General features: G+C 66.8%; 24 protein-coding genes. 4 read left to right on the plus strand and 20 right to left on the minus strand.

The genetic code is table 11. The features are described from left to right. Positions 1-21: 21 nt before the first annotated feature. The 4 genes from ABNX08_RS28790 to ABNX08_RS28805 all read right to left on the minus strand — a co-directional run bounded on the left by ABNX08_RS28790 (position 22) and on the right by ABNX08_RS28805 (position 5,654). Entirely contained in the window at positions 22-1,611 is a 1,590-nt protein-coding gene (locus tag ABNX08_RS28790) for a gamma-glutamyltransferase family protein (protein WP_022539119.1), read from the minus strand. A gap of 65 nt (positions 1,612-1,676) precedes the next feature. Further along, entirely contained in the window at positions 1,677-2,654 is a 978-nt protein-coding gene (locus ABNX08_RS28795) for a tripartite tricarboxylate transporter substrate binding protein (protein ID WP_022539120.1), read from the minus strand. Between the two features lie 273 nt (positions 2,655-2,927). After that, the gene (locus tag ABNX08_RS28800) at positions 2,928-4,379 is read right to left on the minus strand and encodes an NAD-dependent succinate-semialdehyde dehydrogenase (RefSeq protein WP_022539121.1); all 1,452 of its coding nucleotides are present in this window, start codon (positions 4,377-4,379) and stop codon (positions 2,928-2,930) included. A 9-nt stretch (positions 4,380-4,388) separates the two neighbouring features. Then, positions 4,389-5,654, minus strand: coding sequence for a 4-aminobutyrate--2-oxoglutarate transaminase (locus ABNX08_RS28805; protein ID WP_041682165.1), 1,266 nt, complete (start codon positions 5,652-5,654; stop codon positions 4,389-4,391). A gap of 139 nt (positions 5,655-5,793) precedes the next feature. On the opposite strand from ABNX08_RS28805, the gene ABNX08_RS28810 reads away from it, so the two are divergent. Next, on the plus strand, positions 5,794-7,308 hold the full coding sequence (locus ABNX08_RS28810; RefSeq protein ID WP_041681822.1) for a PLP-dependent aminotransferase family protein: 1,515 nt from the start codon (positions 5,794-5,796) through the stop codon (positions 7,306-7,308). A gap of 63 nt (positions 7,309-7,371) precedes the next feature. Beyond that, positions 7,372-7,851, plus strand: a complete 480-nt coding sequence (locus ABNX08_RS28815; protein WP_022539124.1) for a ProQ/FinO family protein — start codon at positions 7,372-7,374, stop codon at positions 7,849-7,851. Here ABNX08_RS28815 and ABNX08_RS28820 read toward each other — a convergent pair. After that, complete coding sequence (locus ABNX08_RS28820) at positions 7,836-8,744, minus strand: LysR family transcriptional regulator (RefSeq protein WP_022539125.1); 909 nt, start codon at positions 8,742-8,744, stop codon at positions 7,836-7,838. The genes ABNX08_RS28815 and ABNX08_RS28820 overlap by 16 nt on opposite strands. Positions 8,745-8,858: 114 nt before the next feature. Between ABNX08_RS28820 and ABNX08_RS28825 the strand changes: the two genes are divergently transcribed. Then, on the plus strand, positions 8,859-9,602 hold the full coding sequence (locus ABNX08_RS28825; RefSeq protein WP_022539126.1) for an SDR family oxidoreductase: 744 nt from the start codon (positions 8,859-8,861) through the stop codon (positions 9,600-9,602). 238 nt (positions 9,603-9,840) lie between these two features. Here the strand turns inward: ABNX08_RS28825 and dapA are convergent, their stop codons facing one another. From dapA to ABNX08_RS28875, 10 genes are all read right to left on the minus strand, one after another. Further along, positions 9,841-10,824 carry a 4-hydroxy-tetrahydrodipicolinate synthase gene (gene dapA / locus ABNX08_RS28830; protein WP_022539128.1) on the minus strand — a complete coding sequence of 328 codons (984 nt, stop codon included), beginning with the start codon at positions 10,822-10,824 and terminating at the stop codon, positions 9,841-9,843. Positions 10,825-10,826: 2 nt separating this feature from the next. Then, positions 10,827-11,099: a hypothetical protein gene (locus ABNX08_RS28835; RefSeq protein ID WP_051369978.1), complete on the minus strand. Its 273-nt coding sequence runs from the start codon at positions 11,097-11,099 to the stop codon at positions 10,827-10,829. A 211-nt stretch (positions 11,100-11,310) separates the two neighbouring features. Next, complete coding sequence (locus tag ABNX08_RS28840; RefSeq protein ID WP_022539130.1) at positions 11,311-12,087, minus strand: TorF family putative porin; 777 nt, start codon at positions 12,085-12,087, stop codon at positions 11,311-11,313. Between the two features lie 128 nt (positions 12,088-12,215). Next, a complete protein-coding gene (kdpE, locus tag ABNX08_RS28845) occupies positions 12,216-12,911 on the minus strand; it encodes a two-component system response regulator KdpE (protein WP_022539131.1) in 696 nt (231 codons plus the stop codon). Between the two features lie 49 nt (positions 12,912-12,960). Beyond that, the gene (locus ABNX08_RS28850; RefSeq protein WP_022539132.1) at positions 12,961-15,810 is read right to left on the minus strand and encodes a sensor histidine kinase KdpD; all 2,850 of its coding nucleotides are present in this window, start codon (positions 15,808-15,810) and stop codon (positions 12,961-12,963) included. A gap of 53 nt (positions 15,811-15,863) precedes the next feature. Continuing rightward, a complete protein-coding gene (gene kdpC / locus ABNX08_RS28855) occupies positions 15,864-16,490 on the minus strand; it encodes a potassium-transporting ATPase subunit KdpC (protein ID WP_022539133.1) in 627 nt (208 codons plus the stop codon). Positions 16,491-16,513: 23 nt separating this feature from the next. Next, a complete protein-coding gene (gene kdpB, locus ABNX08_RS28860) occupies positions 16,514-18,592 on the minus strand; it encodes a potassium-transporting ATPase subunit KdpB (protein WP_349607860.1) in 2,079 nt (692 codons plus the stop codon). 252 nt (positions 18,593-18,844) lie between these two features. After that, positions 18,845-20,665 (minus strand): potassium-transporting ATPase subunit KdpA, encoded by a 1,821-nt coding sequence (gene kdpA, locus ABNX08_RS28865; protein ID WP_022539135.1) that lies wholly within the window; start codon positions 20,663-20,665, stop codon positions 18,845-18,847. Then, positions 20,665-20,754: a K(+)-transporting ATPase subunit F gene (kdpF, locus tag ABNX08_RS28870; RefSeq protein ID WP_022539136.1), complete on the minus strand. Its 90-nt coding sequence runs from the start codon at positions 20,752-20,754 to the stop codon at positions 20,665-20,667. Before kdpF ends, kdpA begins: the two co-directional genes overlap by 1 nt. Further along, a complete protein-coding gene (locus tag ABNX08_RS28875) occupies positions 20,754-20,918 on the minus strand; it encodes a hypothetical protein (protein WP_022539137.1) in 165 nt (54 codons plus the stop codon). The genes kdpF and ABNX08_RS28875 overlap by 1 nt, the downstream gene beginning before the upstream one ends. A gap of 379 nt (positions 20,919-21,297) precedes the next feature. Between ABNX08_RS28875 and ABNX08_RS28880 the strand changes: the two genes are divergently transcribed. Further along, positions 21,298-21,831: a universal stress protein gene (locus ABNX08_RS28880; RefSeq protein ID WP_022539138.1), complete on the plus strand. Its 534-nt coding sequence runs from the start codon at positions 21,298-21,300 to the stop codon at positions 21,829-21,831. 111 nt (positions 21,832-21,942) lie between these two features. Here the strand turns inward: ABNX08_RS28880 and ABNX08_RS28885 are convergent, their stop codons facing one another. From ABNX08_RS28885 to ABNX08_RS28905, 5 genes are all read right to left on the minus strand, one after another. Continuing rightward, the gene (locus ABNX08_RS28885; RefSeq protein ID WP_022539139.1) at positions 21,943-22,950 is read right to left on the minus strand and encodes a D-2-hydroxyacid dehydrogenase; all 1,008 of its coding nucleotides are present in this window, start codon (positions 22,948-22,950) and stop codon (positions 21,943-21,945) included. A 7-nt stretch (positions 22,951-22,957) separates the two neighbouring features. Further along, positions 22,958-23,938: a tripartite tricarboxylate transporter substrate binding protein gene (locus ABNX08_RS28890; RefSeq protein ID WP_022539140.1), complete on the minus strand. Its 981-nt coding sequence runs from the start codon at positions 23,936-23,938 to the stop codon at positions 22,958-22,960. A 78-nt stretch (positions 23,939-24,016) separates the two neighbouring features. Then, positions 24,017-24,913: an amidohydrolase gene (locus tag ABNX08_RS28895; RefSeq protein ID WP_022539141.1), complete on the minus strand. Its 897-nt coding sequence runs from the start codon at positions 24,911-24,913 to the stop codon at positions 24,017-24,019. Positions 24,914-24,931: 18 nt separating this feature from the next. Further along, positions 24,932-25,906 (minus strand): tripartite tricarboxylate transporter substrate-binding protein, encoded by a 975-nt coding sequence (locus tag ABNX08_RS28900; RefSeq protein ID WP_041681824.1) that lies wholly within the window; start codon positions 25,904-25,906, stop codon positions 24,932-24,934. Between the two features lie 70 nt (positions 25,907-25,976). Beyond that, positions 25,977-26,765, minus strand: coding sequence for a class II aldolase/adducin family protein (locus ABNX08_RS28905; protein ID WP_022539143.1), 789 nt, complete (start codon positions 26,763-26,765; stop codon positions 25,977-25,979). Positions 26,766-26,792: the final 27 nt, after the last annotated feature.

Consider the following 26,792-nt stretch of genomic DNA (forward strand, 5'->3'; position numbering starts at 1 on the left):
GGCAATCAGATCGCGCCCCGCCTAGAACCCCACCGCTTGCCCGTCGCGCCGCGAGTCGGAAGCGGCAATATAGCCGTCCGGCGCCTTGTAGATCAGCTGCGCCGAGCCGAACTCCAGGCTGTCACGCGGCGCCACCTCGACGCGATGGCCCATGCCACGCAGCGTGGCGACCACGTCCGGCGGCAGATGCGCCTCGACATTCACCACCGGCCCGTGCTCCACGCGAAAGCGCGGGGCATCGCTCATGGCTTGCGGATTCTGGCCGAAGGCGGCAAGCCGCGCCATCATCTGGACATGGCCCTGCGCCTGCATCGAGCCACCCATCACGCCGAATGACATCACCGGTGCGCCGTTGCGCGTGACGAATCCCGGGATGATGGTGTGCATCGGCTGCTTGCCGGGCGCCACGCAGTTGGCGTGGCCGGGCTTCAGGTTGAAACCCGCGCCGCGGTTGTGCAGCGCGATGCCGGTGCCGGGCACCACCACGCCGGAGCCGAAGCCGCGGTAGTTGGACTGGATGTACGAAACCATCGAACCCGCGGCATCCGCTGCCGACAAGTAGACGGTGCCGCCGGTCTTCGGGATCCCTGCAGTCGGTGCGCCGGCCCGCTTCATGTCGATCAGCGCCGCGCGCTCGGCAAGATACGCCGGGTCCAGGAAGGCGGCGGGCGCGTGCTGCATGGTGGCCGGGTCCGACACGTGGCGGTGCAGGTCGGCAAAGGCCAGCTTCATTGCCTCGATGCTGACGTGGTAGAAGTCGGCGCTGTCGCAACCCATGCTTTCCACGTCGAAGCGGTCCAGGATGCCGAGGCCGATCAGCGCGGCGATGCCCTGGCCGTTCGGGGGAATTTCGTGGAGCGTGTAGCCGCGGAACTCCTGCGCCATCGGCTGGACCCAGGCAGCGCGATGTGCGGCCAGGTCGTCGGCGCGGATGGCGCCTCCGGTTTCCTCGGCGAACGCGACGATGCGCGCGGCGAGTTCACCCGTGTAGAAGCTCTCGCCATCGCTCTCGGCAATGCGCTGCAGCGTGGCGGCCTGCCCCGGGAAACGCCAGCGCTCGCCCGCCTGCGGCGCCCTGCCGTCGCGCAGGAACGCCTTGGCAAAGCCAGGCTGCCCGGCCAGCACCGGCACCTGCGCGGCCCATTGCCGTGCGATCTGCGGCGACACCAGGAAGCCCTGTTCGGCGTACTCGATGGCCGGCGCGAACAGCCGCGCGAACGGCAGCTTGCCGAAGCGGGCCGACAGCGCCTTCCAGCCCGCAACTTGGCCCGGCACGGTGACGGTGTCCCAGCCCACCTCGGGCATGGCGTCGCGCCCGGCGAAATGCTCCGGCGTCCAGCGCGCCGGCGCACGGCCGCTGGAGTTGAGCCCGTACAGTTGCCCCTCGTGCCAGACCAGCGCGAACATGTCCCCGCCAATGCCGTTCATGACCGGCTCCACCACGGTCAGCGCAATCGCGCTGGCAATGGCGCTGTCGATGGCATTGCCGCCTTCGTACAGCATGCGCAGCCCCGCCTGCGCGGCGAGCGGCTGGCTGGTGCTGACCGCGTTGGCGGCCAGCAGCGGCATCTTCTGCGACGGGTAGGGAAAGGTCCAGTCGAAAGGCAACATCGGGAACTCCATTCAGAACAGGTAAAAGGGCGCGCGGGCGGCGCCCCAGGGTTGCAGCACGCTGGTTATTGCAAAGTCACGCCGGACTGCTTGACGAGCTTCTCGGTACGCGGAATCTCGGCGCTGACCATCGCGCTGAATTCGCCGACGCTGCCGCCACGCGGCTCGGCGCCGGTGGCCGCCAGCCGCTCGCGGAATTCCGGTGACTTGAGCAGCTTATTGATCGAGACATTGAGCTTGCCGACCACGTCCGCCGGCGTGCCCTTGGGCGCGACAATGCCGTACCACGGCGCGATATCGAAGCCGGCATAGCCCTGCTCGGCGATCGTCGGGATCTCCGGCGCGTTCGGCGAGCGCTTCGCGGTGGACATGCCAAGCGCACGCAGCTTGCCCGCCTTCACATACGGCAGGCCGGTCATGATGGTGTCGAAGTACATCGACACCTGGCCGGACAGCAGCGCGGGAATCGCTTCGCCAGCGCCCTTGTACGGCACATGGACGATATCGATGCCGGCCGCGGCCTTCAGCATTTCGCCGGCGATATGCGAGGTGGTGCCGGCACCGAACGAGGCATAGGTCAGCTTGCCCGGATTGGCCTTGGCATACGCCACCATCTCGGGCAGCGTTTTGAACGGCAGCGAGGGGTTGGACAACAGGATGTTAGGCGTGACCGCGACGACCGCCACCTTCTCGAACGCATCCGGGTCATAGCTGAGCTTCTTGTACAGGAACCGGTTGGTCACCATCGACGCCGGTCCGGACATCAGCAGCGTATAGCCATCGCCAGGCGCGCGCGCAGCCACTTCGCTGCCGATCATGGCAGCGGCGCCTGGCCGGTTTTCGATCACGAAGGTCTGGCCATATTCCTTGCCGAGGCCAAGGCCGATCTGCCGCGAGATCAGGTCGGTGGCCGAGCCAGCCTGGAACGGCACGACGATACGCACCGGCTGGCTGGGCCAGTCGCGGGCGCCCTCCGCGAGTGCCAGGGAAGAGGCCGCCAGCATGGTGACCGCAAGCAGGCTACGGATAGCAGTGAAACGCATGTTTATACCCTCATCGATAGAAGAAATGTCATCCGCTCACAGGGAGGGATGGCACTTCCCAGTCCGCAATATGCGTGCCATTGGTGTCGGGCCGATTCCGGCGCGCGTCCCGCCCGCCCCCTTCCCTTTCCTGGAAGTTTGCGCACGTCTTGCACCGGAGTCGTCAGCTTCGCACCGGCAATTGCCGGACTGTCTTGTCTCCATGGGGCCGGCGCACTGCGTGGGTGCGCCATGGCCCCGCCCTGGTGGGGGGTGTCCTTCACCCCATCGTTGTTATTCGACGTCCATGCAGAGGTATTTGGTCTCCAGATACTCGTCGATGCCATGGCTTGAGCCTTCGCGGCCCAGCCCCGATTGCTTGACGCCGCCGAACGGCGCCACCTCGTTCGAGATCAGCCCGGTATTGATGCCGACCATGCCGTACTCGAGTGCCTGCGCCACGCGCCAGATCTTCCCCATGTCGCGCGAGAAGAAGTAAGCGGCCAGCCCCGACTCGGTATCGTTGGCCATCGCCACCACCTCCTCTTCGGTGCTGAAGCGGAACAGCGGTGCCAGCGGGCCGAAGGTCTCCTCGCGTGCCACCCGCATCGACGAAGTCGCATTGGCCAGCACCGTCGGCGCGAAGAAGGTGCCGCCGAGCGCATGGCGCTGGCCGCCCGTCAACACGGCGGCGCCGTGCGCCAGCGCGTCGGCAATATGCGCTTCGACCTTGGCCACGGCATCCGCGTCGATGAGCGGGCCTTGCGTGACCTCGCTGTCGACGCCATGGCCCGGCCGCAACTGCTCGACCGCGCTGACGAGACGGCGCGCGACCTCGTCATAGACGCGCTCGTGCACATAGATGCGGTTGGCGCAGACACAAGTCTGGCCGCTGTTGCGGAACTTGGAGGCGAGGATGCCCTCCACCGCGCGGTCGAGGTCGGCGTCGTCGAAGACGATCAACGGCGCGTTGCCACCCAGTTCCAGCGAGAGCTTCTTCACGGTGCCGGCGCACTGCGCCATCAGCAGCTTGCCGATCGCGGTCGAGCCGGTAAAACTGAGCTTGCGCACCACCGGGCTGGCGCACAGCACGCCGCCGATCTGCACGGCGTCGCCGGTCACCACCTGCAGCACGCCACGCGGCACGCCGGCCTGTTCGCCCAGCACGGCCAGCGCCAGTGCCGTGAGCGGCGTCTGTTCGGCGGGCTTGACGATGATGGTGCAGCCGGCGGCAAGCGCCGGGCCGACCTTGCGCGTGATCATCGCCGCCGGGAAGTTCCACGGCGTGATGGCCGCGCACACACCCACCGGCTCGCGCAGCACCACCAGCTTCTGGCTGCTGCGCGGGCTGGCCAGCACCTCGCCATCGACCCGCTTGGCTTCTTCCCCGAACCACTCGAGGAAGCTCGCGGCATAGGCGACCTCGCCGCGCGCCTCGGCCAGCGGCTTGCCTTGCTCGGCGGTCATCAGTTGGGCCAGGTCTTCCTGGTGCGCCAGCATCAGATCGGCCCAGCGGCGCAGCACGGCGGCGCGCGCCTTGCCCGTCTGCGCGCGCCATGCCGGCAGCGCGCGCTCGGCGGCGCGCACCGCCTGTTCGGTTTCGGCCGCGCCGGCCAGGGGCACCGAGCCGATCTGTTCGTGGGTCGCCGGGTTGTAGACCGCGAGTTCTGCGCCGCTTTGCGCCCCGGTCCATTCGCCGTCGATCAGGCAATGGCTGCGCAACAGCGCGGTATGTTGGAGTTCCATGGGTTCCCCTTATTCGGCCAGCGCCTGGGCCAGCACCGCCAGCGCTGCGTCGAACTGCGCCTGCGGGATGGTGAGCGGATAGAGGAAACGGATGACATTGCCGTAGGTGCCGCAGGTCAGCAGCACCAGGCCGGCTTCCAGCGCACGGGCCTGTACGCGTTTGGCATGCTCGGCGCTGGGCTGGCCCGTGGCCGGATCGCAGAATTCGGCAGCGATCATCGAACCCAGCCCGCGCACCTCGGCCACTGCGGGGCAGTGCTTGCGCTGTGCGAGCAAGTGATCGCGCAACTGGTTGCCAAGCTCGGCGGAGCGCTCGCACAGCCCTTCTTCCTCAATCACATCGATGACCGCGTGCGCCGCCGCCACCGCCAGCGGATTGCCGGCATAGGTGCCACCGAGGCCGCCTGGCAGCGGCGCATCCATGATCTGCGCGCGGCCGCAGACCGCCGACAGCGGCATGCCGCCGGCCAGGCTCTTGGCCATCGTGATCAGGTCCGGCTCGACGTCATAGTGCGACATCGCGAACATCTTGCCGGTGCGGCCAAAACCAGTCTGCACTTCATCGGCGATCAGCACGATGCCGTGCTGGTCACATACCGCCCGCAAGCCCTGCATGAAATCGGACGGCGCCGCCTGGAAGCCGCCTTCGCCTTGCACCGGCTCAACGATGATCGCGGCCACGCGCCCCGGGTCGATATCGGTCTTGAACAGGCTGTCCAGCGCCTGCAGCGCCCGCTCGGTGCTGACGCCGTGCAGCGCGCTGGGAAACGGCGCGTGGTAGATGTCGGACGGGAACGGGCCGAACCCGACCTTGTACGGCGCCACCTTGCCAGTCAGCGCCATGCCCAGCAACGTGCGGCCATGGAAGGCGCCCGAGAAGGCGATCACGCCCGGGCGGCCGGTATGCGCACGGGCGATCTTGATGGCATTTTCCACGGCTTCGGCGCCGGTGGTGAACAGGGCCGTCTTGTTCAGGCCCTGGATCGGCACCATCGCGTTGATGCGCTCGGCCAGCGCGACATAGCTCTGGTAGGGCACGATCTGGTAGGCGGTATGCGTGAAACGCTCCAGCTGCGCGGTGATGGCCTGCATCACGCGCGGATGGCGGTGGCCCGTATTGAGCACGGCGATGCCGGCGGCGAAGTCGGTGTAGGCACGGCCTTCTACGTCCCACAGCGTGGCGTTCTCCGCGCGGTCGGCATAGAAATCGCACATCACGCCCACGCCGCGCGGCGTCGCGAGGGTTCGGCGTTGGTTCAGTTCGAGGTTTTTCATGGTCATTGTGCGGTAAGGGCTGTCGGCACCAGCCGACTCGCGAAACGGGCACCGCCGGCAGCAGCAAGCGATGCCAGCCATTTCATCCGGCTTTGGCCCTATAATCCAGTACCGCTTACGCAAATCCGATGGTGCCAATTTGAAATCGATCTGCGGCGACCTGCTGCTCCAGCGCCTGGGCCCCGAAGGCCCGGCGGCGCTGGGCAAGCCGCTCAACCGGGGCCTCTACGAATGCATCCGCGGCGCGATTCAGGACGGCAGCCTCGCGCCGGCCACTCGCCTGCCGCCGCAACGCGACCTTGCCGCCGAACTGGGGCTGTCGCGCAATACGGTGATGTTTGCCTACGACCAGCTGCTGGCAGAGGGTTACCTGTACGCGCGCACCGGCAGTGGCACCTTCGTTGCCGCCACCGCGCCGGAGAGTTACCTGAATGCCGCCGCCGTCCCGGCGACCGAGGTCGGGCCGCAGGCCATGCCCGGGCTGTCGCCGCGCGGACAGCGGCTGATCGCCAACGCCTCGGCTTCGCCCACGCAATGGGGGGCGTTCATGCCGGGCGTGCCCGACGTGACGCGCTTCCCGCACCGGCGCTATGCCCAGATCGCGGCCCGCCTGTGGCGCCAGCCGCGGCCGGAATGGCTGAGCTATGGCCATGGTGGCGGGCTGCCGGCGCTGCGCGAAGCGGTGGCGACGCATTTGCGGGTGGCGCGCTCGGTGCGCTGCGATCCCGACCAGGTGCTGATCACCGAGGGCATACACCAGGCCATCGACCTGGTGGTGAGGATGCTGGGCTCGCCCGGTGACCAGGCGTGGGTGGAAGAGCCCAGCTATTGGGGCATTCGCGGCGTGCTGCAGGTCAGCGATATCGGCATGGTGCCGAAGCCGGTGGACGACGAGGGCCTGACGCTGCCCGACAGCGAGACCGGCAAGGAGACGCCTGCGCCGCGCTTTATCTTCGTCACGCCCTCGCACCAGTACCCGCTCGGCGCCGTGATGAGCCTGAAGCGCCGGCGCGCGCTGCTGGAATACGCCCGCCAGCGCGGCAGCTGGATCGTGGAAGACGACTACGACAGCGAATTCCGCTTCTCCGGACAGCCGATTCCGTCGTTGCAGGGCATGGAGCCGGATGCGCCGGTGATCTATATCGGCACCTTCAGCAAGACGCTCTATCCGGGCTTGCGCATGGGCTACCTGGTGCTGCCGCGCAGCCTGGCCGGCGCCTTCCAGACCGCGCACGCCGAGCTGTACCGGGCCGGCCACCTGATGACGCAGGCAACTGTCGCCGAATTCATGCAGGCCGGTGACTATGCCGCCCACATCCGTCGCATGCGGCCGCTGTATGCCAGGCGGCGGGCCATCCTGGCCGCGTTGATCGAGCGCTACCTCGGCCCCGGTGCGCTGCACGAGCACGGCAGCAACGCCGGCCTGCACCTGGTGCTGCGGCTGCCCGACGATGCCGACGACGTGGCCATCACCGCTGCCGCCCGGGCGCGCGGCATCGTGGTGCGGCCGCTGTCGCGCTATTTCATTGGCGATGCCGTGCAGCAAGGCCTGCTGTTGGGGTACGCCTGCGTGCCGGAGGAGGACATCGCGCCAGCCTTCGACAGGCTGCTCGGCTGCCTGCCGCGCGGCGGCACGGCGAAGTCTCCAAATTGACGCGATGCAAGGCGGCCGGCGCAGCCTTGCTACAATCCAGTCGCATACAGAACGGCAGATACCATGGGCTTTGAAAAACTGGCAGCACTGAAAGAACAACTGGCGAAGAAGGCACAGGCCGAGTCAAAGGCAGGGGCACAGCGCAAGAAGAATCCGCGCGCTGACACGCCCGCGAAACCGGTCGATCCGGTGGTGCATTCCATTGCCCGGCTGCAGAAGCACTTTCCCAAGGCCTTTCCGAAGAACCCCGCCCCCAAAGTGCCGCTCAAGGTCGGCACGTTTGAGGATCTCAGGCAGCATGCGACGGCGCTTGCCTTGACCGAGGAGGAATTGCGCGAAGCGATTCGTACCTGGTGCAAAGGGACACGCTATTGGTCTTGCCTGGTTGAAGGGGCCAAACGGGTAGACCTGGACGGGCAGGAGGCTGGCGTCGTCAGCCAGACGGATGCGAAGCGGGCGCAGCAACTAAAGGCCCGTCGGCCTAAGAGCGCCCCGTCCGGGCAAGGCGCCCGCTCCGGGCAAGGCACTCAAGCGCCGACCTGATACCCTCCCGACAGCGCGTTCACCAGGCCATCGAACACCAGGCGAATGCGTGGCGGAACGGGCCCACGCTGCGGACGATAGACAAAGAGGTCCCATGGCTCCGGCGCGTACTTCTGCAGCACCGGCACCAACCTGCCGGCGGCAATATGCTCGTCCGCCAGAATCGCCGCGAGTTGGCCGAAGGCCAGTCCTGACAGCACCGCATCGCGCTCGGCCTCGGAATCGTTGCTGGTGAAGGCAGGGGCCGAGGGCGTGTACTGCTGGCCCCGCGCGAACCACCAGGGCCACGGCCGCCCCGTCGTGACGTCCTGCATCACGGTGGTGGGCAGTGTCTCCAGATCCTGGATCTGCCTTGGCCGGCCGAGCCGGTCGATCAATGCCGGTGCGCCCACCACGTGGAAGGCATGCGTCGCCACCTTGCGCACCACAAAACGGCTGTCGCGCACGAAACCGAAGCGCACGCCAATATCGATCCGCCCATCCACCACATCCGCCGGCACGTCGCTGAGGTCCAGCTCGATGCGCAGCCCGGCATGCCGGAGCGCGAGCCCGGCCAGCGTAGGCAGAACGCCGATGCGGCCCAGCGCCTTGGGCGCCGTTACCCGGACCACACCCGTGAAGTCGGGGCCTTCCGGATCACTACGTGGCGCGAACAGCGCGTCAAGCTGCATGACGCCGTCGCGCGCCCGGGCGGCCAGTTGCTCGCCGAACGCCGTAATGCGGATCTGGCGTGTGTTCCGGTGGAACAGCAATTCGCCCTGGATGCGCTCCAGCTCCTGGACGGCGCGCGTGACCGCCTGTGGCGAGATGCCGAGTCGGATCGCCGCGTGCTTGAAGCTGCCAGCTTCCGCTGCGGTCACGAAGATGCGCAGCATCTCAAGGCGATTGAGCATGGCGTTTCGATTCCAGTTTCAGGAATTCTGAAATCTTAACATTTCCATTTTCTGCAAGCGCCAGTCCGCCGATACTCGCTTCATCGCATCAACGATCCTTTGAAAGGAGATGACATGAGCACGAATATCGAAGGCAAGGTAGTCGTCATTACGGGCGCCAGCAGCGGGCTTGGCGAAACCACGGCGCGTTACCTGGCGGCGCGTGGTGCGTCGGTGGTCCTGGCAGCGCGCCGGGCGGACCGGCTGGCCACCATCGCGGAAGAAATCCGCGCCGCGGGTGGCAAGGTGGAAGTGGTGCCCACCGACGTGACGCGCCAGGAGGACGTGCGCACGCTGATCGACACCGCCGTGCGCGTATTCGGCAAGCTCGATGTGCTGATCAATAACGCGGGCCTGATGTCCATCGCACCGCTGAGCGAGACGAAGGTCGACGAATGGGACCGCATGATCGACATCAACATCAAGGGCGTGCTCTATGGCATCGCCGCGGCGCTGCCGGTATTCCAGCGGCAGGGCAGCGGCCACTTCATCAACATCGCTTCCGTCGCGGGCATCAAGGTATTCAGCCCGGGCGGCACGGTCTACAGCGGCACCAAGTTTGCGGTGCGGGCCATCTCGGAAGGGCTGCGCCATGAAGTGGGCGGCGCGATTCGCACCACCACCATCGAGCCGGGCGCGGTCGACTCCGAACTGAAGCTGGGCAGCAGCCACGAGGCCAGCGCGCAGTTCGTGAAGGACTTCTACCAGATCGCGATTCCGTCAGAGGCTGTGGCGCGCGCCATCGCCTACGCGATCGAGCAGCCGGCAGACGTGGATATCAACGAAATCGTGCTGCGTCCGACGGTACAGGAGTTCTGAGCGTCCAAGGACCACAAGCCCCGCACGAACGGCGCGTTATCGCGCCGTTTGCGTGAGCCCCATGAGTTCAGCCTGATCGGCGATCCAATCCCGGTCGACGGCAAGCTCATGGTGGCAGGCGGGACAAAGCAACGGCAGTGGCAGCTTTCCGGAGACCAGATCCTGAAGGGTCTCCGAATGCACATGACCGCACACCGTGCAGGTAAGGAAGATAGGCACGGGAGGTTTCATTTCGCCTCTACGCAAGCGCCCGGCGCTTTGGCAACGGCCCGTCTTCCCGTTCCTTGCACGGCGGAAGCAGGGCCATGGCCTCCTCCAGCCGCTGGACCAACGCGGACCTTGCCGGCTGCAACGGCAGCCGTGTTTCCGCGGAAATCTCGCCGGAAAGCGCGAGCGCCGCCTTCACCGGCGCCGGATTGGGTTCTGAGAACATCAAGGCAATCAGTGGCGCGAGCCGGGCGAACAAGGCGCGGGCGGCGTCGACATGGCCGGTTTGCGACAGATGCAGCAGGCGCACGAAGAGATCGGGGCGGATATGCGACGACGCCGCGATGACTCCGGCACCGCCGCCAAGCAGATGATCCAGCATGGCGGCGTCCTCGCCACACATCACGGTGGCCTGCGGATCGTCAGAAAGCGCGGCGAGGTTGCCGCTGTCGCACTCTTTCACCGCGGCGATGCGCGGATGGGCAAGCAGAGATCGGATCAGCGCGGGCGACATCTCGCATCCGGTCCGCTTCGGGACGTTGTACAGCATCAGCGGGCGGCCCGTAACACGCGCCACTTCGTTGAAATGCCAGGTGATGCCCTCATCGGACGGGCGCAGGTAGTAAGGAGGCGGCACCAGGTAGCCAGCCAGGTCGAAGGCATCGAGTTCGGCAACCTGCGCGCAGACTGTGCGCGTATCCACCGCGCCCACGCCGGCCATCACCGGCAGTTCGCCATGAACGGCCTCGAGCACGGCTGCCGTGAAGGCTTGCCGTTCATGGCTCGCAAGCAGGCTTCCCTCGCCCGTCGTGCCGAGGATGACCAGCCCGTTCACGCCTGCCTCGGCATAGCGCTCGGCCAGCCTGGCGGCTGCCGGCAGGTCGAGCGCCCCGGCGCGCATCGGCGTGACCATGGGCACCCAGATGCCCCACGGCGACGTCCGGAGGCCCGCATCGATGCCGACCCAGGCGCGGACGGCGGCACCGGAGAAACTCTCCTCATCAGTGCGCCACATGCTTACTCTCCCAAGGCTGTGGTGGTCCCGAACTCCGCGGCCGGCAAAGCCATCATGATGGCGTGCATGGCGGCGTCGCGGTCGCCGCGAGCCAGATCCACTTGCATCGTGGTTTGCCCGTGCCGGTAGTCCACCTTGACCACATAGGCGCGCGCAAGCTCGCCCAGTGCCCGGTGCATGGTCTGCCGCAGCGCGAACACATCGATGGAGGCCACGGCAAGGCGCAGCCGGATGCGGCATGGCGCCTGCAGCGGAACCGTCCGCAGTGCGGTCACGGTGCCTTCGCCACTATGCAAGGCGGTACGTCGGGGAACGGTGTCAACGGCCAGGCTTGACTGTCGCATGATTCGGTGGACCCTCGCGGTAGCGGGTCGCGTGTTGGACATGGCTTTATGCTAGCCAGCGCCGTCTAAATTTGATGCAAGGATATGGGGCCGGGGTGTTAAATCGGCATCAAAACCGGCGGCGCTGGCAAGGCTCACGCGCTCAGAACGTCTTCGTCAGCGAAGCCCAGGCCGTGCCACGCCCCATGTAGCGGCCCTTGGCATTGGTGTACACGGCCTTGTCGGCGTTGGTGTCAATGTAGGCCACCGCCAGCGAGAAGCCCTTGCCCAGGTCCTTCGTCAGGCCGATCTTCCAGTCCACATACGATGCATTGGCTACCTGCACCTTCTGGTAGCCCACATGCGTATTCAGCGTCAGGTCCCAGAAGTTCAACGGCACGTTGGCCGACAGGTCGATGTACCAGCTGTGCTTGCTGTCAGCGAAGCCGAAGAGATTGGTTGGCGCATAGGAGTACTTCAAAGTCACCGGACCATAGCCCAGGCCTGCGTACACCTCGGTGGTATATGGCCGCGTGTAGCTGGCCGGATAGTCGCCCGGGTAGTAGTACTGCAGCACCCCGATGTCGTAGCTCCAGTCTCCGCCGAACGTGCTCTTGTAGCCCCCGTAGAAATCCATTTCGATCGGTGCCGACACCTCGGCATTGCTGTCGCCCAGCCAGCTGATGCTCGAGTTCCAGTTGCCGAGGTAGAAGCCGCTCGAATGGCTGTAGTCGAAACCGCCCTGGATCGCGGGCCGGCGATTTGTCTGCATCAGGCCACGGTAGCGATAATCGGTGGCCACGGAGACATTGGCCGTGAACGTATGCGCCGACGTCTCTGCGTCTGGCTGGGATTGGGCCATGGCGGGCATGGCGGCGAACGTGAAGAGAGCGGGGACGGAACACGCAAGCAGCGCGGCGGTCTGGCGCAGTACAGGCATTTTTGTTGTGGCGGAAGTTGATGGAATCCCGTTACGACGGGCATCGCCACGATATGGATTTACGCCTAAAAACGGTATCAAAACCCGCCGTGCCGCCATCCAAATACGGTAAAGATCCGCAATCCGAATCACCCGGCAAAACGGTAACCCAGCCCGATTTCGGTCAGCAAATGGGCCGGCTGGGCTGGGTCCGCTTCAAGCTTGTGCCGCAAATGTCCCATGTACACGCGCAGGTACTGGCTGCTCTCGGACTGCGCAGGTCCCCACACCTCACGCAGCAGTTCACGGTGTGTCATGACCTTGCCGCGGTGGGCAATCAGCACCGCCAGCAGGCGATACTCGATCGGGGTCAGGTGCACGGACTCTCCGGAGCGGGTGACCACACGGTTCGCCAGGTCGACCTGGACGTCCCCGAACGTGACATGGTGGGTGCCGTGGGCATTGGCCCTGGCATGCCGGCGCAGCAGCACGCGCACGCGCGCCACCAGCTCGCCGACGCCGAATGGCTTGGTCAGGTAGTCGTCCGCCCCGGCATCCAGCGCGCCGATCTTGTCGGCTTCCCCGCTGCGCGCGGATAGTACGAGGATCGGCACCTCGGTCCACGTGCGCATTTCACGGATCAGCTGCACGCCATCGCCGTCCGGCAACCCCAGGTCGAGTATGACAAGGTCGGGCTGCCGCGTACCCGATTCGATCAGTCCGCGCTTGAGCGTTTCCGCCTCGTGCACGGTGCAGCCTTCCGACTCCAGCGTCGCGCGGACAAAGCGCCGGATATGGGGCTCGTCCTCCACCAGCAGGATCGTCGGGGAAAAATCGAATGGCATGAACTCTCTCTAGTCAGCGTTGCGGTGTTTCGTGTTGCGTATATCGATACTAGCCCACAGGCTCAGGCTCAGGCTCCAGGGCCGGCGGATTGCCGCGCGGCAATGCCACCATGAAGCGCGCGCCCGCCTGCCCGCGCGGGCGCTCCGGCCGCTGCGCCGGCTCCACCCAGATGCGGCCGCCATGGGCCTGGACGATGGCCTCGCAGACGGCGAGGCCAAGCCCGACGCCCGCGGTCGCGGACTCGCGCTCGCCGCGGGTGAATTTCTCGAAGATCTGCCGCTCCTTGCCGCCCGGCACACCCGGGCCGTCATCCTCGACCGCGATCCTGATTTCAGCATCGACCGGCGCCGCCCACAAGCGGATCTCGGTTCCCGCCGGCGTGTACTTGGCAGCATTCTCCAGCAGGTTGCACAGCACGCGCTCCATCAGCACGGCGTCGCATTCCACCAGGGGCACGCCGGACAGATCGGCGACGACGACGCGATGGCGCACCAGCGCGTCGCGCATGGCAGCGAGGCTGGCGCCGACGAGCTCCTCCACCGACTGCCACTCCATACTCGTGCGGACATCGCGGCTCTGCAGCCTGGCCATATCGAGCAGATTGACCACCATCGTCCGCATCCGCCTTGCCTGCTCCAGCATGGCGGCTACCGTCTCGTCCAGCGGGGGTGCCAGTGCGGGCACACTGCGCTGCATGGTCTCGGCCATGCCTATGAGGCTCGTCAACGGGGTTCGCAGGTCGTGCGAAACGGCTGCCAACAAGGAACTGCGCAGGCGCTCCGACTCCATCGACAGCAGCGCCTGCTGTGCCACGTCGACGTAGTGCAAGCGTTCGATGGCGATCGCGATCAGCGTGCAGAACACGTCGACCTGCCGCCGCAGCGCGGGTTGCGCAAAGGCGTGCGCGGCCGCGGGCTCCACCGCCAGGACGCCACGCGTCTGCATCGGCGCCTTCAACGGCACGTACAGCACGGTGCTGCCGGGCAAGGTATGGGTGCCGGTGCCCGCCGGCTGGCCATGAGCGAAGACCCACTCCGCCAGCACGCGGTCGATCGAGTCGGTTCGGGCCGCCGTGTCTTGTTGCGCGGCATCCGACACCGGCGCCAGCAAGCGCCCGTCGGGTGAAACCAGGAAGAAGGCCGAGTTGGCATCGAACGCCGCGCGCAGGAACCGGCTGCCGATCGAGACGATCTGGTCCGGCATCAACGCCGCGGACAGCTCCCGGGCCAGCTCGTACAGCGTGCGCGCATCTTCCTCGCGCTGGACGGCCACCTGCGCCTGTTCGCGCATGCCAGCCATCAGCTGCCCGATGACCAGGCCCACGGAAAGCAGTACCAGGAAGGTCAGCAGATACTGCACGTCGCTGACGGCGAATGACAGCCGCGGCGGCACGAAGAAGAAGTCGAAAGCGGCCACGGCCAGCACCGAAGCCAACGCCGAAGGTCCGCGCCCATGGCGCAGCGCCACCCCGACCACCGCCACAAGGAACAGCATGGCAATGTTGACGACGTCAAACCAGGGAAACGCCAGCGCCGACAGCGCGGTGGCGCCCGCGCACCATACCACTGCCCACAGGTAGTCTTTGCGGGTCGCACCGTCGGTGGCCTGCTGCGCCTCCGGCGCTTCGGCGGCATGGCGCGGCCGGATATCGGCCCGGGTCGTGTCGGCCGCCACGCGGATGATATCGATCTCCGGGCAGCCGAGCGCCAGCGCATCGGCAAAACTGCGGCGCCCGAACAGCCACGCCGGGGCACTGACAAACGGCGACAGGGCGCGCTCGAGGAGCGAACGCGCCCGCTCGGCAACGGACGCGCCGCCCCGGCGCCAGTCTGCCGGCGCGCGACCGATCACCACCTTGGTCAGGTTATGGCGACGCACATACCCGACCACAGCCTGGACCATGTCATTGCCAGCCAGTGTCTCGGTGCGCGCGCCCAGTTCTTCGGCAAGGCGCATTGCCGTCTGCAGGCGCAGCTTCGCCGCATTGGATGGCGGCGCCAGTCTCGGTGTAGCGATGGTCACCACGTGCCAGTCGCAATCGAGCTGGCCGGCCAGCCGCCGCGCGCTCTTGACGACCTGCTCCGCATCGTCGCCGCTGCCGATGCAGGCGAGCACGGCCTCGCGCGTGCGCCAGACCGACTGCACGGATTCAGACTGGCGCCATGCCCGGACATCGTCGTCGACGCGGTCCGCCGTCCGACGCAACGCCAGCTCGCGCAGCGCGATCAGGTTGCCTTTGCGAAAGAAATTGCGCGCCGCGTGCCGCGCCTGCTCCGGCAGGTAGACCTTGCCCTCCTTCAGCCGGTGCAGCAGTTCATCGGCGGGCAGGTCCACCAGCACGACTTCGTCCGCGCTGTCGAAAACAATGTCCGGCACCGTTTCCCACACGCGAATGCCGGTGATGCCCCCAACCGCTTGGTTCAGGCTATCCAGGTGCTGCACATTGACCGTGGTCCAGACGTCGATGCCGGCCGCCTGCAACTCCTGTATATCCTGCCACCGCTTGGGATGACGGCACCCCGGCGCATTGGAATGTGCAAGCTCGTCAACCAGGATCAGCGTGGGATGGCGGGCCAGCGCTCCATCCAGGTCGAATTCCTTGAGCACCCGGTCGCGATATGGCACCTCCTTCATCGGCAGCCGCTCGACGCCGGCGACCAGCGCCTCGGTCTCCGCGCGGCCGTGGGTCTCGACGATGCCAATGACGACATCCGTGCCCTGCGCCGACGCCGCCCGCGCCGCGGTAAGCATGGCAAAGGTCTTGCCTACCCCGGCCGAAGCGCCAAAGTAGACCCGCAGCCTGCCGCGCGCTGCACGCTCCCCTTCGGCCTGGACCATCTGGAGCAGCGCATCGGGATCGGGCCGCCCGGCGGCTTCGCGGAATTCGGCATCAGGCATGGGAAGGCTCGCTCCCGGTCAGGGCTGCATGCATGGCGCTGCCGTCATCGTCTTCATCGCTTCGGCGCAATGCCGTCCAGCGCCAGGTTCAGCTTCAGGACATTGACCCCCGGCTCGCCCAGAACCGGCAGCAGCGGCGCCTCGGTATGCGCGGCGATCAGCTGCTTCACCTGTTCGACGGGAATCCCGCGGATGCGGGCCACGCGCGCCGCCTGGTATTCGGCCGCGGCGGGACTGATATGCGGATCGAGGCCGCTACCGGATGCCGTGGCCAGGTCCACGGGTACCGGCGCCTGGTTGTCCGGATCGGCGGCGTGCAGCGCGTCGATGCGCGCGCGGGCCGTGTCGGTCAGCGCCGGGTTGGTGGGGCCCAGGTTCGAGCCGACCGACGCCGCAGGGTTATACGGCATGGGCGCCGTCGCCGACAACCGGCCCCAGAAGTACTTCGGGTCGGAGAACGGCTGGCCGATGAGTTCGGAGCCGATGGGCTTGCCGTCCTTCTCGATCAGCGAGCCCCCTGCCTGGTGCGGGAACACGACTTTCGAAATCGCGGTAATCACGCCCGGATACAACAGGCCGGTCAACAGCGACAGCGCGACGAACACCACCAGCATCGGCCTCGCAAGGCCCGCCTGCACGGGTTGCGGTGCGGGCTGGGGAGATTGCACTTGGGTAATCATGAGAACTCCGAATCGTAGGGAAATCAGATCCAGCCAAACAGCGCAAGGACCATGTCGATCAACTTGATGCCGGCAAACGGCACCAGGATGCCGCCAAGACCGTAGATCAGCAGGTTGCGGCGCAGCAGCACCGCCGCACCCAACGGCCGGTAGACAACGCCCTTGAGCGCGAGCGGAATCAGCACGACGATGATCAGCGCATTGAAGATCACGGCAGACATGATGGCCGAGGCCGGCGTGGCAAGCCCCATCACATTCAGCAGGTTGAGCTGCGGATACGTGGTGGCAAATGCCGCCGGGATGATGGCGAAATACTTGGCGATGTCGTTGGCAACGCTGAAGGTTGTCAGCGAGCCGCGCGTCATCAGCATCTGCTTGCCGATCTCGACGATCTCGATCAGCTTGGTCGGGTTGCTGTCCAGGTCCACCATGTTGCCGGCTTCCTTGGCCGCCTGCGTGCCGCTGTTCATCGCCACGGCGACGTCGGCCTGGGCCAGCGCCGGCGCATCGTTAGTGCCGTCGCCGGTCATCGCCACCAGTCGCCCGTCGGTCTGGTACTGGCGGATCAGCTTGAGCTTGGCTTCCGGCGTGGCCTCGGCCAGGAAGTCATCGACGCCGGCTTCCGCGGCGATCGAGGCTGCGGTCAGGCGGTTGTCGCCGGTGATCATCACGGTCTTGATGCCCATCTTGCGCAGCTCGCCAAAGCGCTCGCGGATGCCGGTCTTGACGATGTCCTTCAGCTCGATCACGCCCAGCACACGCACATCGTCACCCCGGGCGTCAGCCACCACCAGCGGCGTGCTGCCGACGCGCGCCACCTCATCCACGGCCTGCAATACGGCATCCGGGTACTTGCCGGCGCGCTCGGTGACGTAGCGGCGCACGGCATCCGCTGCGCCCTTGCGTACGTGGCGTTCGCCGCCATTGCCCAGGTCGACGCCGCTCATGCGGGTCTGGGCCGTGAACGGTACGAACTCCGGCTTCAGTTTGGCCATCTCCGGCGCCGCCAACCCCGGCTGCTGCCGGGCGAGCGTGACGATGCTGCGGCCTTCCGGGGTCTCGTCGGCCAGCGACGACAGCCAGGCCGCTTCCGCGAGCTGCAGCAGCGACACGCCCGGTGCCGGGATAAAGCGCGATGCCTGGCGGTTGCCGTGGGTGATCGTGCCGGTCTTGTCGAGCAGCAGCACATCCACGTCACCGGCGGCTTCGACGGCACGGCCCGACGTTGCGATCACGTTCGCTTCCATCATCCGGCTCATGCCAGCGACACCGATTGCCGACAGCAGGCCGCCGATGGTGGTCGGGATCAGGCAGACCAGCAGCGCCACCAGCACGGTGATCGTCACCGGCACGCCAGCCTTGGTCACCAGCACGCTGTAGAGCGAGAACGGCTGCAGCGTGGCCGTGGCCAGCAGCAGTACGAGGGTCAGGCCGACCAGCAGGATCGTCAGGGCCAGCTCGTTCGGGGTCTTCTGCCGCTTGGCGCCTTCGACCATCGTGATCATGCGGTCGATGAAGCTCTCGCCCGGGTTGGTCGTGATGCGTACTACGATCCAGTCGGACAGCACGCGCGTGCCGCCGGTCACGGACGAGAAATCGCCGCCGGACTCGCGGATCACCGGTGCCGATTCGCCCGTGATCGCGCTTTCGTCGACCGAGGCCACGCCGTCGATCACTTCCCCGTCCCCAGGGATCATGTCGCCGGCTTCCACCAGCACGACGTCGCCACGGCGCAGCGCCGTGGCCGCACGGGCCTCCGTGGCACTGCCACGCTTGCCTTCCTTCAGCACGCGCGCGGTGACGGTCGTCTTCAGGCCGCGCAGCGCCTCGGCCTGCTGCTTGCTCCGCCCTTCCGCCAATGCCTCGGCAAAGTTGGCGAACAGCACCGTAAACCACAGCCAGACCGATACCGCCAGGATGAAGCCCGCGCTCTCGCCGCCAGGGGCAGCCGCGGGCGCGAACATCGCCCGCAGGAAGAGGATGGTCGTCAGGATGCTGCCGACGTAGACCACGAACATCACCGGGTTGCGCAACTGGTCCCGCGGCGATAGTTTCCTGAGGGCCGCAACGAGCGCAGGCTTCACCAGTTCCGGCGCGAACATGCTGCGCGCCGGCGGGCGATGCGGATGATGATGCGTGCCGCGTTGCTGGCCGGAGACCGGCGCGACCTTGGCAGGAAGCGTGTTGGAGGAAGCAGCGTCCGGCGTCTTGCCGCCGCGCTTGGCCGATGGGGCCATCGAATCATGTTGCATGGTTTCTCCGCAATCCGCTGGAAACGCCCGGCACCTCGCCTGTGAGGCAGTGCAGGTACCGGACGTGTACGAATGCTCGATATCTCTTCGTCAGTAGTCGCCTTACTTCGCCGCGGTTGCCATCACCGCGCCCTGGAGCTGCTCGGCAACCGGCCCGAGCGCCAGTGCCGGCACATAGGTGAGCGCGCCGACCATCAGTACCGTCCCCACCAGCAGCACGACAAACAACGGGCCGTGCGTCGGCATCGTGCCGCCGCTGGGCGGCACGCGCTTCTTGGCCGCGAGCGAGCCCGCCAGCGCAAGGACCGGGATGATGATCCAGAACCGGCCGAACCACATGGCCGCCGCCAGCAGCGTGTTGTAGAACGGCGTGTTGGCAGAGAGGCCCGCAAAGGCGCTGCCGTTGTTATTGGCCGCCGACGAGAGCGCATAAAGGATCTCCGAGAAGCCGTGCGTGCCGGGATTGAAGACGCCCGCGCGCCCTGCTTCGGCCATGACCGCCACCGAGGTGCCGAGCAGCACCAGCAGCGGCGTGACCAGGATCGCCACGGCAGTCATCTTCATTTCGTAGGCTTCGATCTTCTTGCCGAGGTACTCCGGCGTGCGGCCGATCATCAGGCCGGCGATGAAGACAGCGAGCACTGCATAGACCAGCATGCCGTACAGCCCCGAGCCGACCCCGCCGAACACCACTTCGCCCAGTTGCATCAGCAGCATCGGCACCAGCCCGCCAATGGCGGTGAACGAGTCATGCATCGCATTGACCGCGCCGCACGATGCCGCGGTCGTGATGGTGGCGAACAGCGCCGACGCCGCAATGCCGAAGCGCGTTTCCTTGCCTTCCATATTGCCGCCCGCCTGCAACAGGGAGCTGGCATGGTCGACCGGCAAGCCGGACAGCGCAGGATTGGCCATCTGCTCGGACATTGCGGCGACGCAAGCCATGGCGACAAAGATCACTGTCATGGAAGCCAGCACCGCCACCCCCTGTCGCCTGTCCCCCACCATCTCGCCGAAAGTGAAGCACAGGGCCGCCGGGATCAGGAAGATCGCCAGCATCTGGATAAAGTTGGCCAGGGCATTCGGGTTCTCGAACGGATGCGCCGAGTTGGCATTGAAGAAGCCGCCGCCGTTGGTGCCCAGCATCTTGATGGCCTCTTGCGAGGCGACCGGACCCATGGCCAGCGTCTGCTTGTCCGTCTTCAGGTCTTCCGTCACCGGCTTGCCCTGTGCATCGAGCACCGGCTGCCCGGCGGCATCGACCTTGGGCTGGGTGTATTCGACTGGCGTGACGAGGCTGACTTCCTTGTAGGCATCGAAATTCTGGATCACGCCCTGGCTGACCAGTGCCAGCGCGATCACCGTCGAAATCGGCACCAGGACATACAGGGTGATCCGGGTCATATCGACCCAGAAGTTGCCGATTGTGGCCGCGCTCTGGCGCGCGAAGCCGCGGATCAGCGCGAAGACCACGGCGATGCCGGTCGCGGCGGACAGGAAATTCTGCACGGTGAGTGCGAGCATCTGCATCAGATAGCCCATGGTCGACTCGCCGGCATAGCCCTGCCAGTTCGTATTACTGACAAAGCTGATGGCCGTGTTGAAGGCCGAGTCTGGCGTGACCGCGCCGAAGCCTTGCGGATTCAGCGGCAGCATGCCCTGCAGGCGCTGCAGCGCATAGACCGCCACAACCCCAAGCAGGTTGAACGCCAGGACGGCGATGGTGTACTGCTTCCACCCCATCTCGGTATCGGCACGCACGCCGCCCAGGCGATACAGCAGCCGCTCCAGCGGACGGCCCCAGACAGTCAGCGAATAGTTGCCGTCCTCCACCGCACGCCGGAGATAGCGTCCGAGAAATGGAGCGCACGCCAGCAGGATGGCGAGATAGAGGACCAGCAGGCCCACGAATTGGGAGGACATCAGAATTTCTCCGGCCGGAACAGCGCGATGAGTAGATAAATGAAAATGGCGGCCGCCAACACACCGCTCAACAGATCGGTCCAGCTCATCACAAGCCCCTGTCCGATGCGCTGTTCTTTGCCGACAGCTGGTTATGCGAACCGCCGTGCCCGTTGCCCGCCGGAGATTGCGGGGCAAGCACCGCGCACAGCCCCAGCAGGGCCGCGCTCAGCACGGCGAAGCCTATCAATACGATCAGAAAGATCCCGTCCATGACAAAACACCCTTGAGTGGTTTCGGCTTGGAGCTTAGCGACGGGGTAGTAAAAACAGGGTAGAAAGGTGAGCGGCGCGTATAAAGAACGCATAAAGATCGGCGTGGATGGGGCTGGGAAGCGGACGACAAGTCACACTCCAGCCGCTTTTGCCGCGATGATCCGTCGCTGCGGGCTCGCCGAAATCGGCTTGGCGCTGATGGCTGCAGAGCAGGCATCCATGCGCCTTGCTGGCTCGCCCGCTGCCCCTTTATCGGATCTTTATGCGCTACCGCCATATCTTGATGCGAGGTAAACACGAACTCGCATACGCTGGCTGCATCGGAATTGCTGCCCCGACAAATCGTCGCCGCGGCACCGCTACCAGTGTTGAACCGCAATGATCAAGCTTCTTGTCGCTGTTGACGGCTCAGACAGTTCGTTATGGGCTGTCAGGCATGCCGCGTTCCTCTATAGAGAGGGCAGCATTTCGCAGGTCTTGCTGCTTAACGTGCAAGCCCCGATTGAGCAGGGCCGCGCCCGCGCCTATCATTCCCTTGCCCGGTTGCGGGAGCGGGAACGCAGCGAAGGCGAAGCCGCGCTGGCATGTGCGGGAGAAATCCTTGACGATTCCGGCGTGGATTATGTGGCGCAGATTGGCATCGGCTCGCCGGCGACTACAATTTTGACCGCTGCACAGGTGTGCCAATGCGATGGCATTGTGTTGGGCCTGTCAGCCTGGTCGCGCTTCCTGGCCCTTGCAGGCGCCGGTATTCCGGCGCAGCTCATGCGACGCTCGCGGGTACCCGTTACGCTGGTCAATGCTCCGCACGCCCACCTCCCCCTCCGAGTTCAAGGTGTATCGGCCCCGAGCCAGTCGTGCACGCCCTGCTCTTGTCGTCTACCCGGCGGCATTGCAGCCCCGCACCGCTGAGACGGTTACCCTCTGTGAGTCTCCCGTCAGGGGCTACCAGCTCGGCGAAGCCCGGCCGGAAGCGGTCGCTCGCTAAATTGCTCTCCCGACCGTCCGGAAGGGGCGGAGCTCCTATGGCACCCGATTACACAGAGGCATCCCGTTTCGCCAGCCACGCAGGTTGTCGAGGAAGATGCCAAGCACGCGCGCCGCGTTGCCATCGGAGAACCCGGCACTGTGCGGCGTAGCGATGACGTTTGGCATCGCCCAGAGCGGCGAATCCGCATCCAGCGGCTCGTGTGCAAACACGTCCAGGTAGGCGCCCGCGAGGCGGCCGTCGTGCAGCGCCGCGATCAACGCGCCTTCGTCCACCACCTCGCCGCGGGCGATATTGACCAGGCGCGCACCGGCAGGGAGCAGCGCGAGCGCCTGCGCGCCGACCAGCCCGCGCGTGCGGTCCGTCAGCGGGCAAGCCAGGATCAGCCAGTCCGTGCGCGGCAGTACATCCAGCAGGTCGTCCACCCCGACACAGGCGATGTCATCCCCCGTGGGTGTGGCGCGCTGCCGCACCGCCACCACCTTCAGGCCGAGCAGCTTCAGCACCGTGCCCAGCCGCTGCCCGATCGGGCCCCAGCCGACGATCGTGGCCGTCTGCCCTTGCAGGTCCCGCGGCAGGCCGGAACCGATCAGCGGCGCCCAGCGGCGTTCGCGCTGGGCGGCGAGCAATTGCGGGAAATGGCGAGCCAGCGCCAGCACCCCTGCCAGCGCGGTTTGCGCCACGACCGCCGCGTTGGCGCCGGACGACGTGCTCACCTCTACCCCGCGCCCGCGCAACTGGCCGAACACGGCGCGATCGGCCCCGGCCGAATGGGTGTGCACCCAGCGCAGCGACGGCGCCTGCAGCATGGCGTCGTAGAAGCGCCGGGTGGCGGCGTGGATCTCGTGCTTGGTGGAAAGGCCCGTCACATCGCGCGACACGAAGGCGACGTCGGCATCGACCTGGCCCGCATCGTCAACGGACGGCGCCAGCACCGGCTGCCAGGTGCCCGCCGCCGCGCCGATGGCCTCGCCATGCTGGCGCAGCGCCGGCTCCGACAACAAGATGCGCAGCGGTGCCGCGCCCGGCTGATCAGTCGTCATGCCGCCCTCACTCGACGGTGGCGCCGGTCGCCTGCACCACGGCCTTCCACTTGACGTACTCCTTGCGCGTGAACTGCCCGAACTGGTCAGGCGAGCCGCCCACCGGGTCGGCGCCCTCGCGGATCATCTGAGCCTGCAGCGACGGCAGCGCCTCGTTCACCGCCTTGTTCAGCCTGGCGATGACGGGTGCCGGCGTGCCTTTCGGCGCGAAGAAGCCGAACCACGAACCCGCCTCGAAGCCGGGGAAGCCCTTCTCGGCAACGGTCGGCAGGTTTGGCAGCGAGCGGGAACGCTGGGCGCTGGTGACCGCCAGGGCCCGCAGCTTGCCCGCCTGGATATGCGACATCACCGACGGAATGGTGGCAAACATGAACTGCACGCGCCCCGACAACAGGTCGTTGAGCGCGTTCGCGCCCTTGTATGGCACGTGGATGGCCGGCGCGCCGCTGCGCTCGGTCAGCATGAAGCCCGACAGATGCGACGAGGTGCCCACGCCGGTCGAACTGTAGTTCAGCTTGCCCGGGTTGGCCTTGAGGTAGCCGACGAACGCCTCAAAGGTCTTCACCGGCAGCGACGGGTGGACCACCAGCACGTTGGGCACGTCAGCGATCTGCACCACCGGCACGAGGTCCGTAAGCGGATCGTAGCCGAGGTTCTTGTAGAGCGTCTGGTTGATGGAAATGGGCCCGACCGAGTTGACCAGAAGCGTGTAGCCATCCGCCGGCGCGCGCACCACGTATTCGGTGCCGATGTTGCCGCCCGCGCCGGGCTTGTTCTCCACCACGAACGACTGCTTCAGCTGCTGGCCGAGCTTCTGGCTCACGCTGCGCGCCAGCATGTCGGTGGTACCGCCGGCGGTAAAGGCCACCACCACGCGCACCGGCCTGTCGGGATACGGGTCGGCGGCGTGGGCGGCGAGGCTGGCTGCGGCCAGCGCCAGGGTGGCGGCGAGCCGGGCCGGCCAGCGTCGGAATGCGAAGCGGGGCATGGGGTGTGTCTCCTCTCGTGGTGCGGCGGTGCTCCGGTGGTTGGCCGCCGTCTGTTGTGGTGGGAATGGAAGCCGCGATCAGGCCGCAGGAAAGCCGTACAGCCGGGCCGGATTGCTGACCAGCACACGCTCGCTGGCAGCCGTATCCGGCAGCCAGCGCGCCAGCAGGTTGAACAGCACGCCGTCGTCCGGCACCTGTGCGGACTCGTAGTAGTTGATGTGCGGCCAGTCGGAGCCCCATACCACCTGCCCGGGATTGGCGGCCAGCAGCGCGGCGACGAACGGATCGACCTCGCAATATGGCGCCCCGGCCGGTTGCAGGCGGTCGGCGCCGGAAATCTTGGTCCACGCGGCGCCCTCCGCCAGCAGCGCGCACAGTGCACGGAAACCGGGATCGTCCACGCCGCGCGAAGTCGCCATGCGGCCCATGTGGTCGATGACCAGCGGCACGCCGAGCGCCTTCAGGCGCGGGCCGAGTTCGACCAGGTCCGGCGCGTGAATCCAGATCTGCGCATGCCAGCCGCGCTCGGCCAGACGGGGCGCCAGCGCCCCCAGCACGTCGAGCCCCACGCCGTTGCGGTACACCGCATGGCCGCCGAGCTGGTACAGGTTGATGCGCACGCCGCGCACGCCGGCGTCGTGCCAGTCGTCCAGTTCGGCGTCCGTGGTGCCGGCAGCGGGCACGGCGATGCCGCGCAGGCGCGCCGGGTACCGGCGCAGCGCGTCGAGCACCACGCGGTTGTCGCTGCCGCTGGCGCTCGCCGTGACCAGCACGCCGCGCGTCAGGCCGAGTGCGTCCAGGTGGCCGATAAAGGCGTCGGCCGGATGCTCGGCCGGCGTGTAGCTGCGGTCCTCGGCCAGAGGAAAGCTGGCAAAGGGCCCGAATACGTGGGCATGGCTGTCGCAGGCGCCGTCCGGGGCGCGGAAGGCCGGCGGTGTCAGCGTATCTTGCGGGGGCAGGCAGGGTCGTGTCATGGGTGGTCTCTCCGTGGCTTATTCGGCAGCCTTCAGGCGGCCGGCCGCGGCGAGCGTTTGCGCACGGGCGTCTTCGCGCTGCAGCAAGGCGAGGAATTCCGCTGGGGTGGAACCCTTTGCCATGCTGCCCACGCTGAGCAGGCGGCTCTTGACGCTGCCTTCGGCCAGGGCCTTGCGCAGCGCGGCGTTGATGTCGCTGACCACCGCCACGGGCGTGCCGGCAGGAGCGAGCAGACCGGTGGCGGTAGTCGCCTCGAAGTTGGCGAGACCCGCCTCGCGCAGGGTCGGCACCGTGGGCAGCATGGCATCGCGCTCGCGCGACATCACCGCCAGGGCGCGCAGCGCGCCCGACTGGATATGCGGCGCCGAGCTGGACAGCTGGTCGACCACCAGGTCGATCTGGCCACCCATCAGGTCCACCAGCGCGGGCGCCGAACCCTTGTACGGCACCTCCGTCAGGCGGATGCCGGCCGCATCCTCCAGCTGCATGGTGGCCATGTGGTTGGTGGTGCCGGGTCCGGCGTGGCCCGCCGAAAGCTTGCCGGGATTGGCGCGGGCGAAGGCGAGCAGCGCGCCCACGTCCTTGAAGCGCGCGTCGCCGCCCTTCACCACCAGCACCAGCGCCGTGCTCGACACCAGCCCGACCGGGCTGAAGCTGGCCAGGCTGAAGCCGGTGCGCGTCATGCGCGGCAGCACGACAATGGCGTTGGGCGTGGTGACCAGCAGTGTGCTGCCGTCAGGCTCCGCACGCGACACCAGCGTGGCGCCGATCACGCCGCCGGCACCGGGCCGGTTGTCGACGATCACGTTGCGGCCGAGGCTGGCTTCCAGCGCCGGAACGATGGCACGCGCCACCACGTCGAGGTTGCCCCCGGGGGCGAACGGCACGACCAGCGTGACGGGCTTGCCGGCGCGCGCCAGCGCCGGCGACGACAGGACATAGGGGGCGGCGCCGAGCGCCAGCACTTGCGCCAGCATGCGTCTGCGATTCATTTGTCTCACTCCGTGGGGGCCTTCTTCTCTTTATCTTCTGTTGGTGCTGCAGGGGCAGCCAGCCGGGTCGTCAGTCCCGGAAGCTCGGGTCCATGCGGTCCAGCTTGCGCAGCAGCGCCGGCCACTCCATCACGCCATACGGGCGGCGCGTGCCGGGCTGGTAGTTGTTCCAGGTTTCCTGCAGCACATCCGCCGGCACCGCGTGCAGCGGCGTGCCGCACGACATCGCCGCCACTTGCGAGCGGCAGGCCAGCTCCAGCCGGTGCATCCAGTTGAAGGCCTCGCCCACGGTGCTGCCCACCGTCAGCGCGCCATGGTTGCGCAGGATCAGCGCCTCGCCTTTGCCGAGGTCCTCGATCAGCGAGGCCTGCTCGGCAGTGTCGAGCACCACGCCCTGGTACTCGTGGTAGCCGATCTTCAGGAAGCGCATGGCTGTCTGCGTGATCGGCAGCAAGCCGCATTCCAGCGACGACACCGCCATCGAGGCCCAGCTATGGGTGTGGATCACGCAGGCCACTTCCGGGCGGGCATGGTGGACGGCGCTGTGGATCACATAGCCGGCCTTGTTGATGCCGTAGTTGTGTTCCCCGAAATCCGGCTTCGACAGGATCTTGCCGTCGTGGTCGACCTTGATCAGGCAGCTCGCTGTGATCTCCTCATACATCATCCCATAGGGGTTGATCAGGAAGGCATCTTCCTCGTCGGGCACGCGCACGGAGATGTGGTTGGCCATCATGTCGGCCATGCCATACAGCTCCACCAGCCGGTAGCAGGCAGCAAGGTCCACGCGGGCCTGCCACTCGGCCTCACTGCACTGCTCGCGCATCGAAGGGATGTTCAGCACACCGGGTTTCCTCATGGTCGGGCTCCTTTGTCTTTTGTCCTG

The sequence above is a fragment of the Cupriavidus sp. DF5525 genome (assembly GCF_040149425.2).
GTDB lineage: Bacteria > Pseudomonadota > Gammaproteobacteria > Burkholderiales > Burkholderiaceae > Cupriavidus > Cupriavidus pickettii_A.

Excerpts from the sequence above, each read along its gene's own strand:
- ABNX08_RS28790 (WP_022539119.1), bottom strand. The coding sequence starts at position 1,611 with ATGTTGCCTTTCGACTGGACCTTTCCCTACCCGTCGCAGAAGATGCCG.
- ABNX08_RS28795 (WP_022539120.1), bottom strand. The coding sequence starts at position 2,654 with ATGCGTTTCACTGCTATCCGTAGCCTGCTTGCGGTCACCATGCTGGCG.
- ABNX08_RS28800 (WP_022539121.1), bottom strand. The coding sequence starts at position 4,379 with ATGGAACTCCAACATACCGCGCTGTTGCGCAGCCATTGCCTGATCGAC.
- ABNX08_RS28805 (WP_041682165.1), bottom strand. The coding sequence starts at position 5,654 with ATGAAAAACCTCGAACTGAACCAACGCCGAACCCTCGCGACGCCGCGC.
- ABNX08_RS28815 (WP_022539124.1), top strand. The coding sequence starts at position 7,372 with ATGGGCTTTGAAAAACTGGCAGCACTGAAAGAACAACTGGCGAAGAAG.
- ABNX08_RS28820 (WP_022539125.1), bottom strand. The coding sequence starts at position 8,744 with ATGCTCAATCGCCTTGAGATGCTGCGCATCTTCGTGACCGCAGCGGAA.
- ABNX08_RS28825 (WP_022539126.1), top strand. The coding sequence starts at position 8,859 with ATGAGCACGAATATCGAAGGCAAGGTAGTCGTCATTACGGGCGCCAGC.
- dapA (WP_022539128.1), bottom strand. The coding sequence starts at position 10,824 with ATGTGGCGCACTGATGAGGAGAGTTTCTCCGGTGCCGCCGTCCGCGCC.
- ABNX08_RS28840 (WP_022539130.1), bottom strand. The coding sequence starts at position 12,087 with ATGCCTGTACTGCGCCAGACCGCCGCGCTGCTTGCGTGTTCCGTCCCC.
- kdpE (WP_022539131.1), bottom strand. The coding sequence starts at position 12,911 with ATGCCATTCGATTTTTCCCCGACGATCCTGCTGGTGGAGGACGAGCCC.
- ABNX08_RS28850 (WP_022539132.1), bottom strand. The coding sequence starts at position 15,810 with ATGCCTGATGCCGAATTCCGCGAAGCCGCCGGGCGGCCCGATCCCGAT.
- kdpC (WP_022539133.1), bottom strand. The coding sequence starts at position 16,490 with ATGATTACCCAAGTGCAATCTCCCCAGCCCGCACCGCAACCCGTGCAG.
- kdpB (WP_349607860.1), bottom strand. The coding sequence starts at position 18,592 with ATGTTCGCGCCGGAACTGGTGAAGCCTGCGCTCGTTGCGGCCCTCAGG.
- kdpA (WP_022539135.1), bottom strand. The coding sequence starts at position 20,665 with ATGTCCTCCCAATTCGTGGGCCTGCTGGTCCTCTATCTCGCCATCCTG.
- kdpF (WP_022539136.1), bottom strand. The coding sequence starts at position 20,754 with ATGAGCTGGACCGATCTGTTGAGCGGTGTGTTGGCGGCCGCCATTTTC.
- ABNX08_RS28875 (WP_022539137.1), bottom strand. The coding sequence starts at position 20,918 with ATGGACGGGATCTTTCTGATCGTATTGATAGGCTTCGCCGTGCTGAGC.
- ABNX08_RS28880 (WP_022539138.1), top strand. The coding sequence starts at position 21,298 with ATGATCAAGCTTCTTGTCGCTGTTGACGGCTCAGACAGTTCGTTATGG.
- ABNX08_RS28885 (WP_022539139.1), bottom strand. The coding sequence starts at position 22,950 with ATGACGACTGATCAGCCGGGCGCGGCACCGCTGCGCATCTTGTTGTCG.
- ABNX08_RS28890 (WP_022539140.1), bottom strand. The coding sequence starts at position 23,938 with ATGCCCCGCTTCGCATTCCGACGCTGGCCGGCCCGGCTCGCCGCCACC.
- ABNX08_RS28895 (WP_022539141.1), bottom strand. The coding sequence starts at position 24,913 with ATGACACGACCCTGCCTGCCCCCGCAAGATACGCTGACACCGCCGGCC.
- ABNX08_RS28900 (WP_041681824.1), bottom strand. The coding sequence starts at position 25,906 with ATGAATCGCAGACGCATGCTGGCGCAAGTGCTGGCGCTCGGCGCCGCC.
- ABNX08_RS28905 (WP_022539143.1), bottom strand. The coding sequence starts at position 26,765 with ATGAGGAAACCCGGTGTGCTGAACATCCCTTCGATGCGCGAGCAGTGC.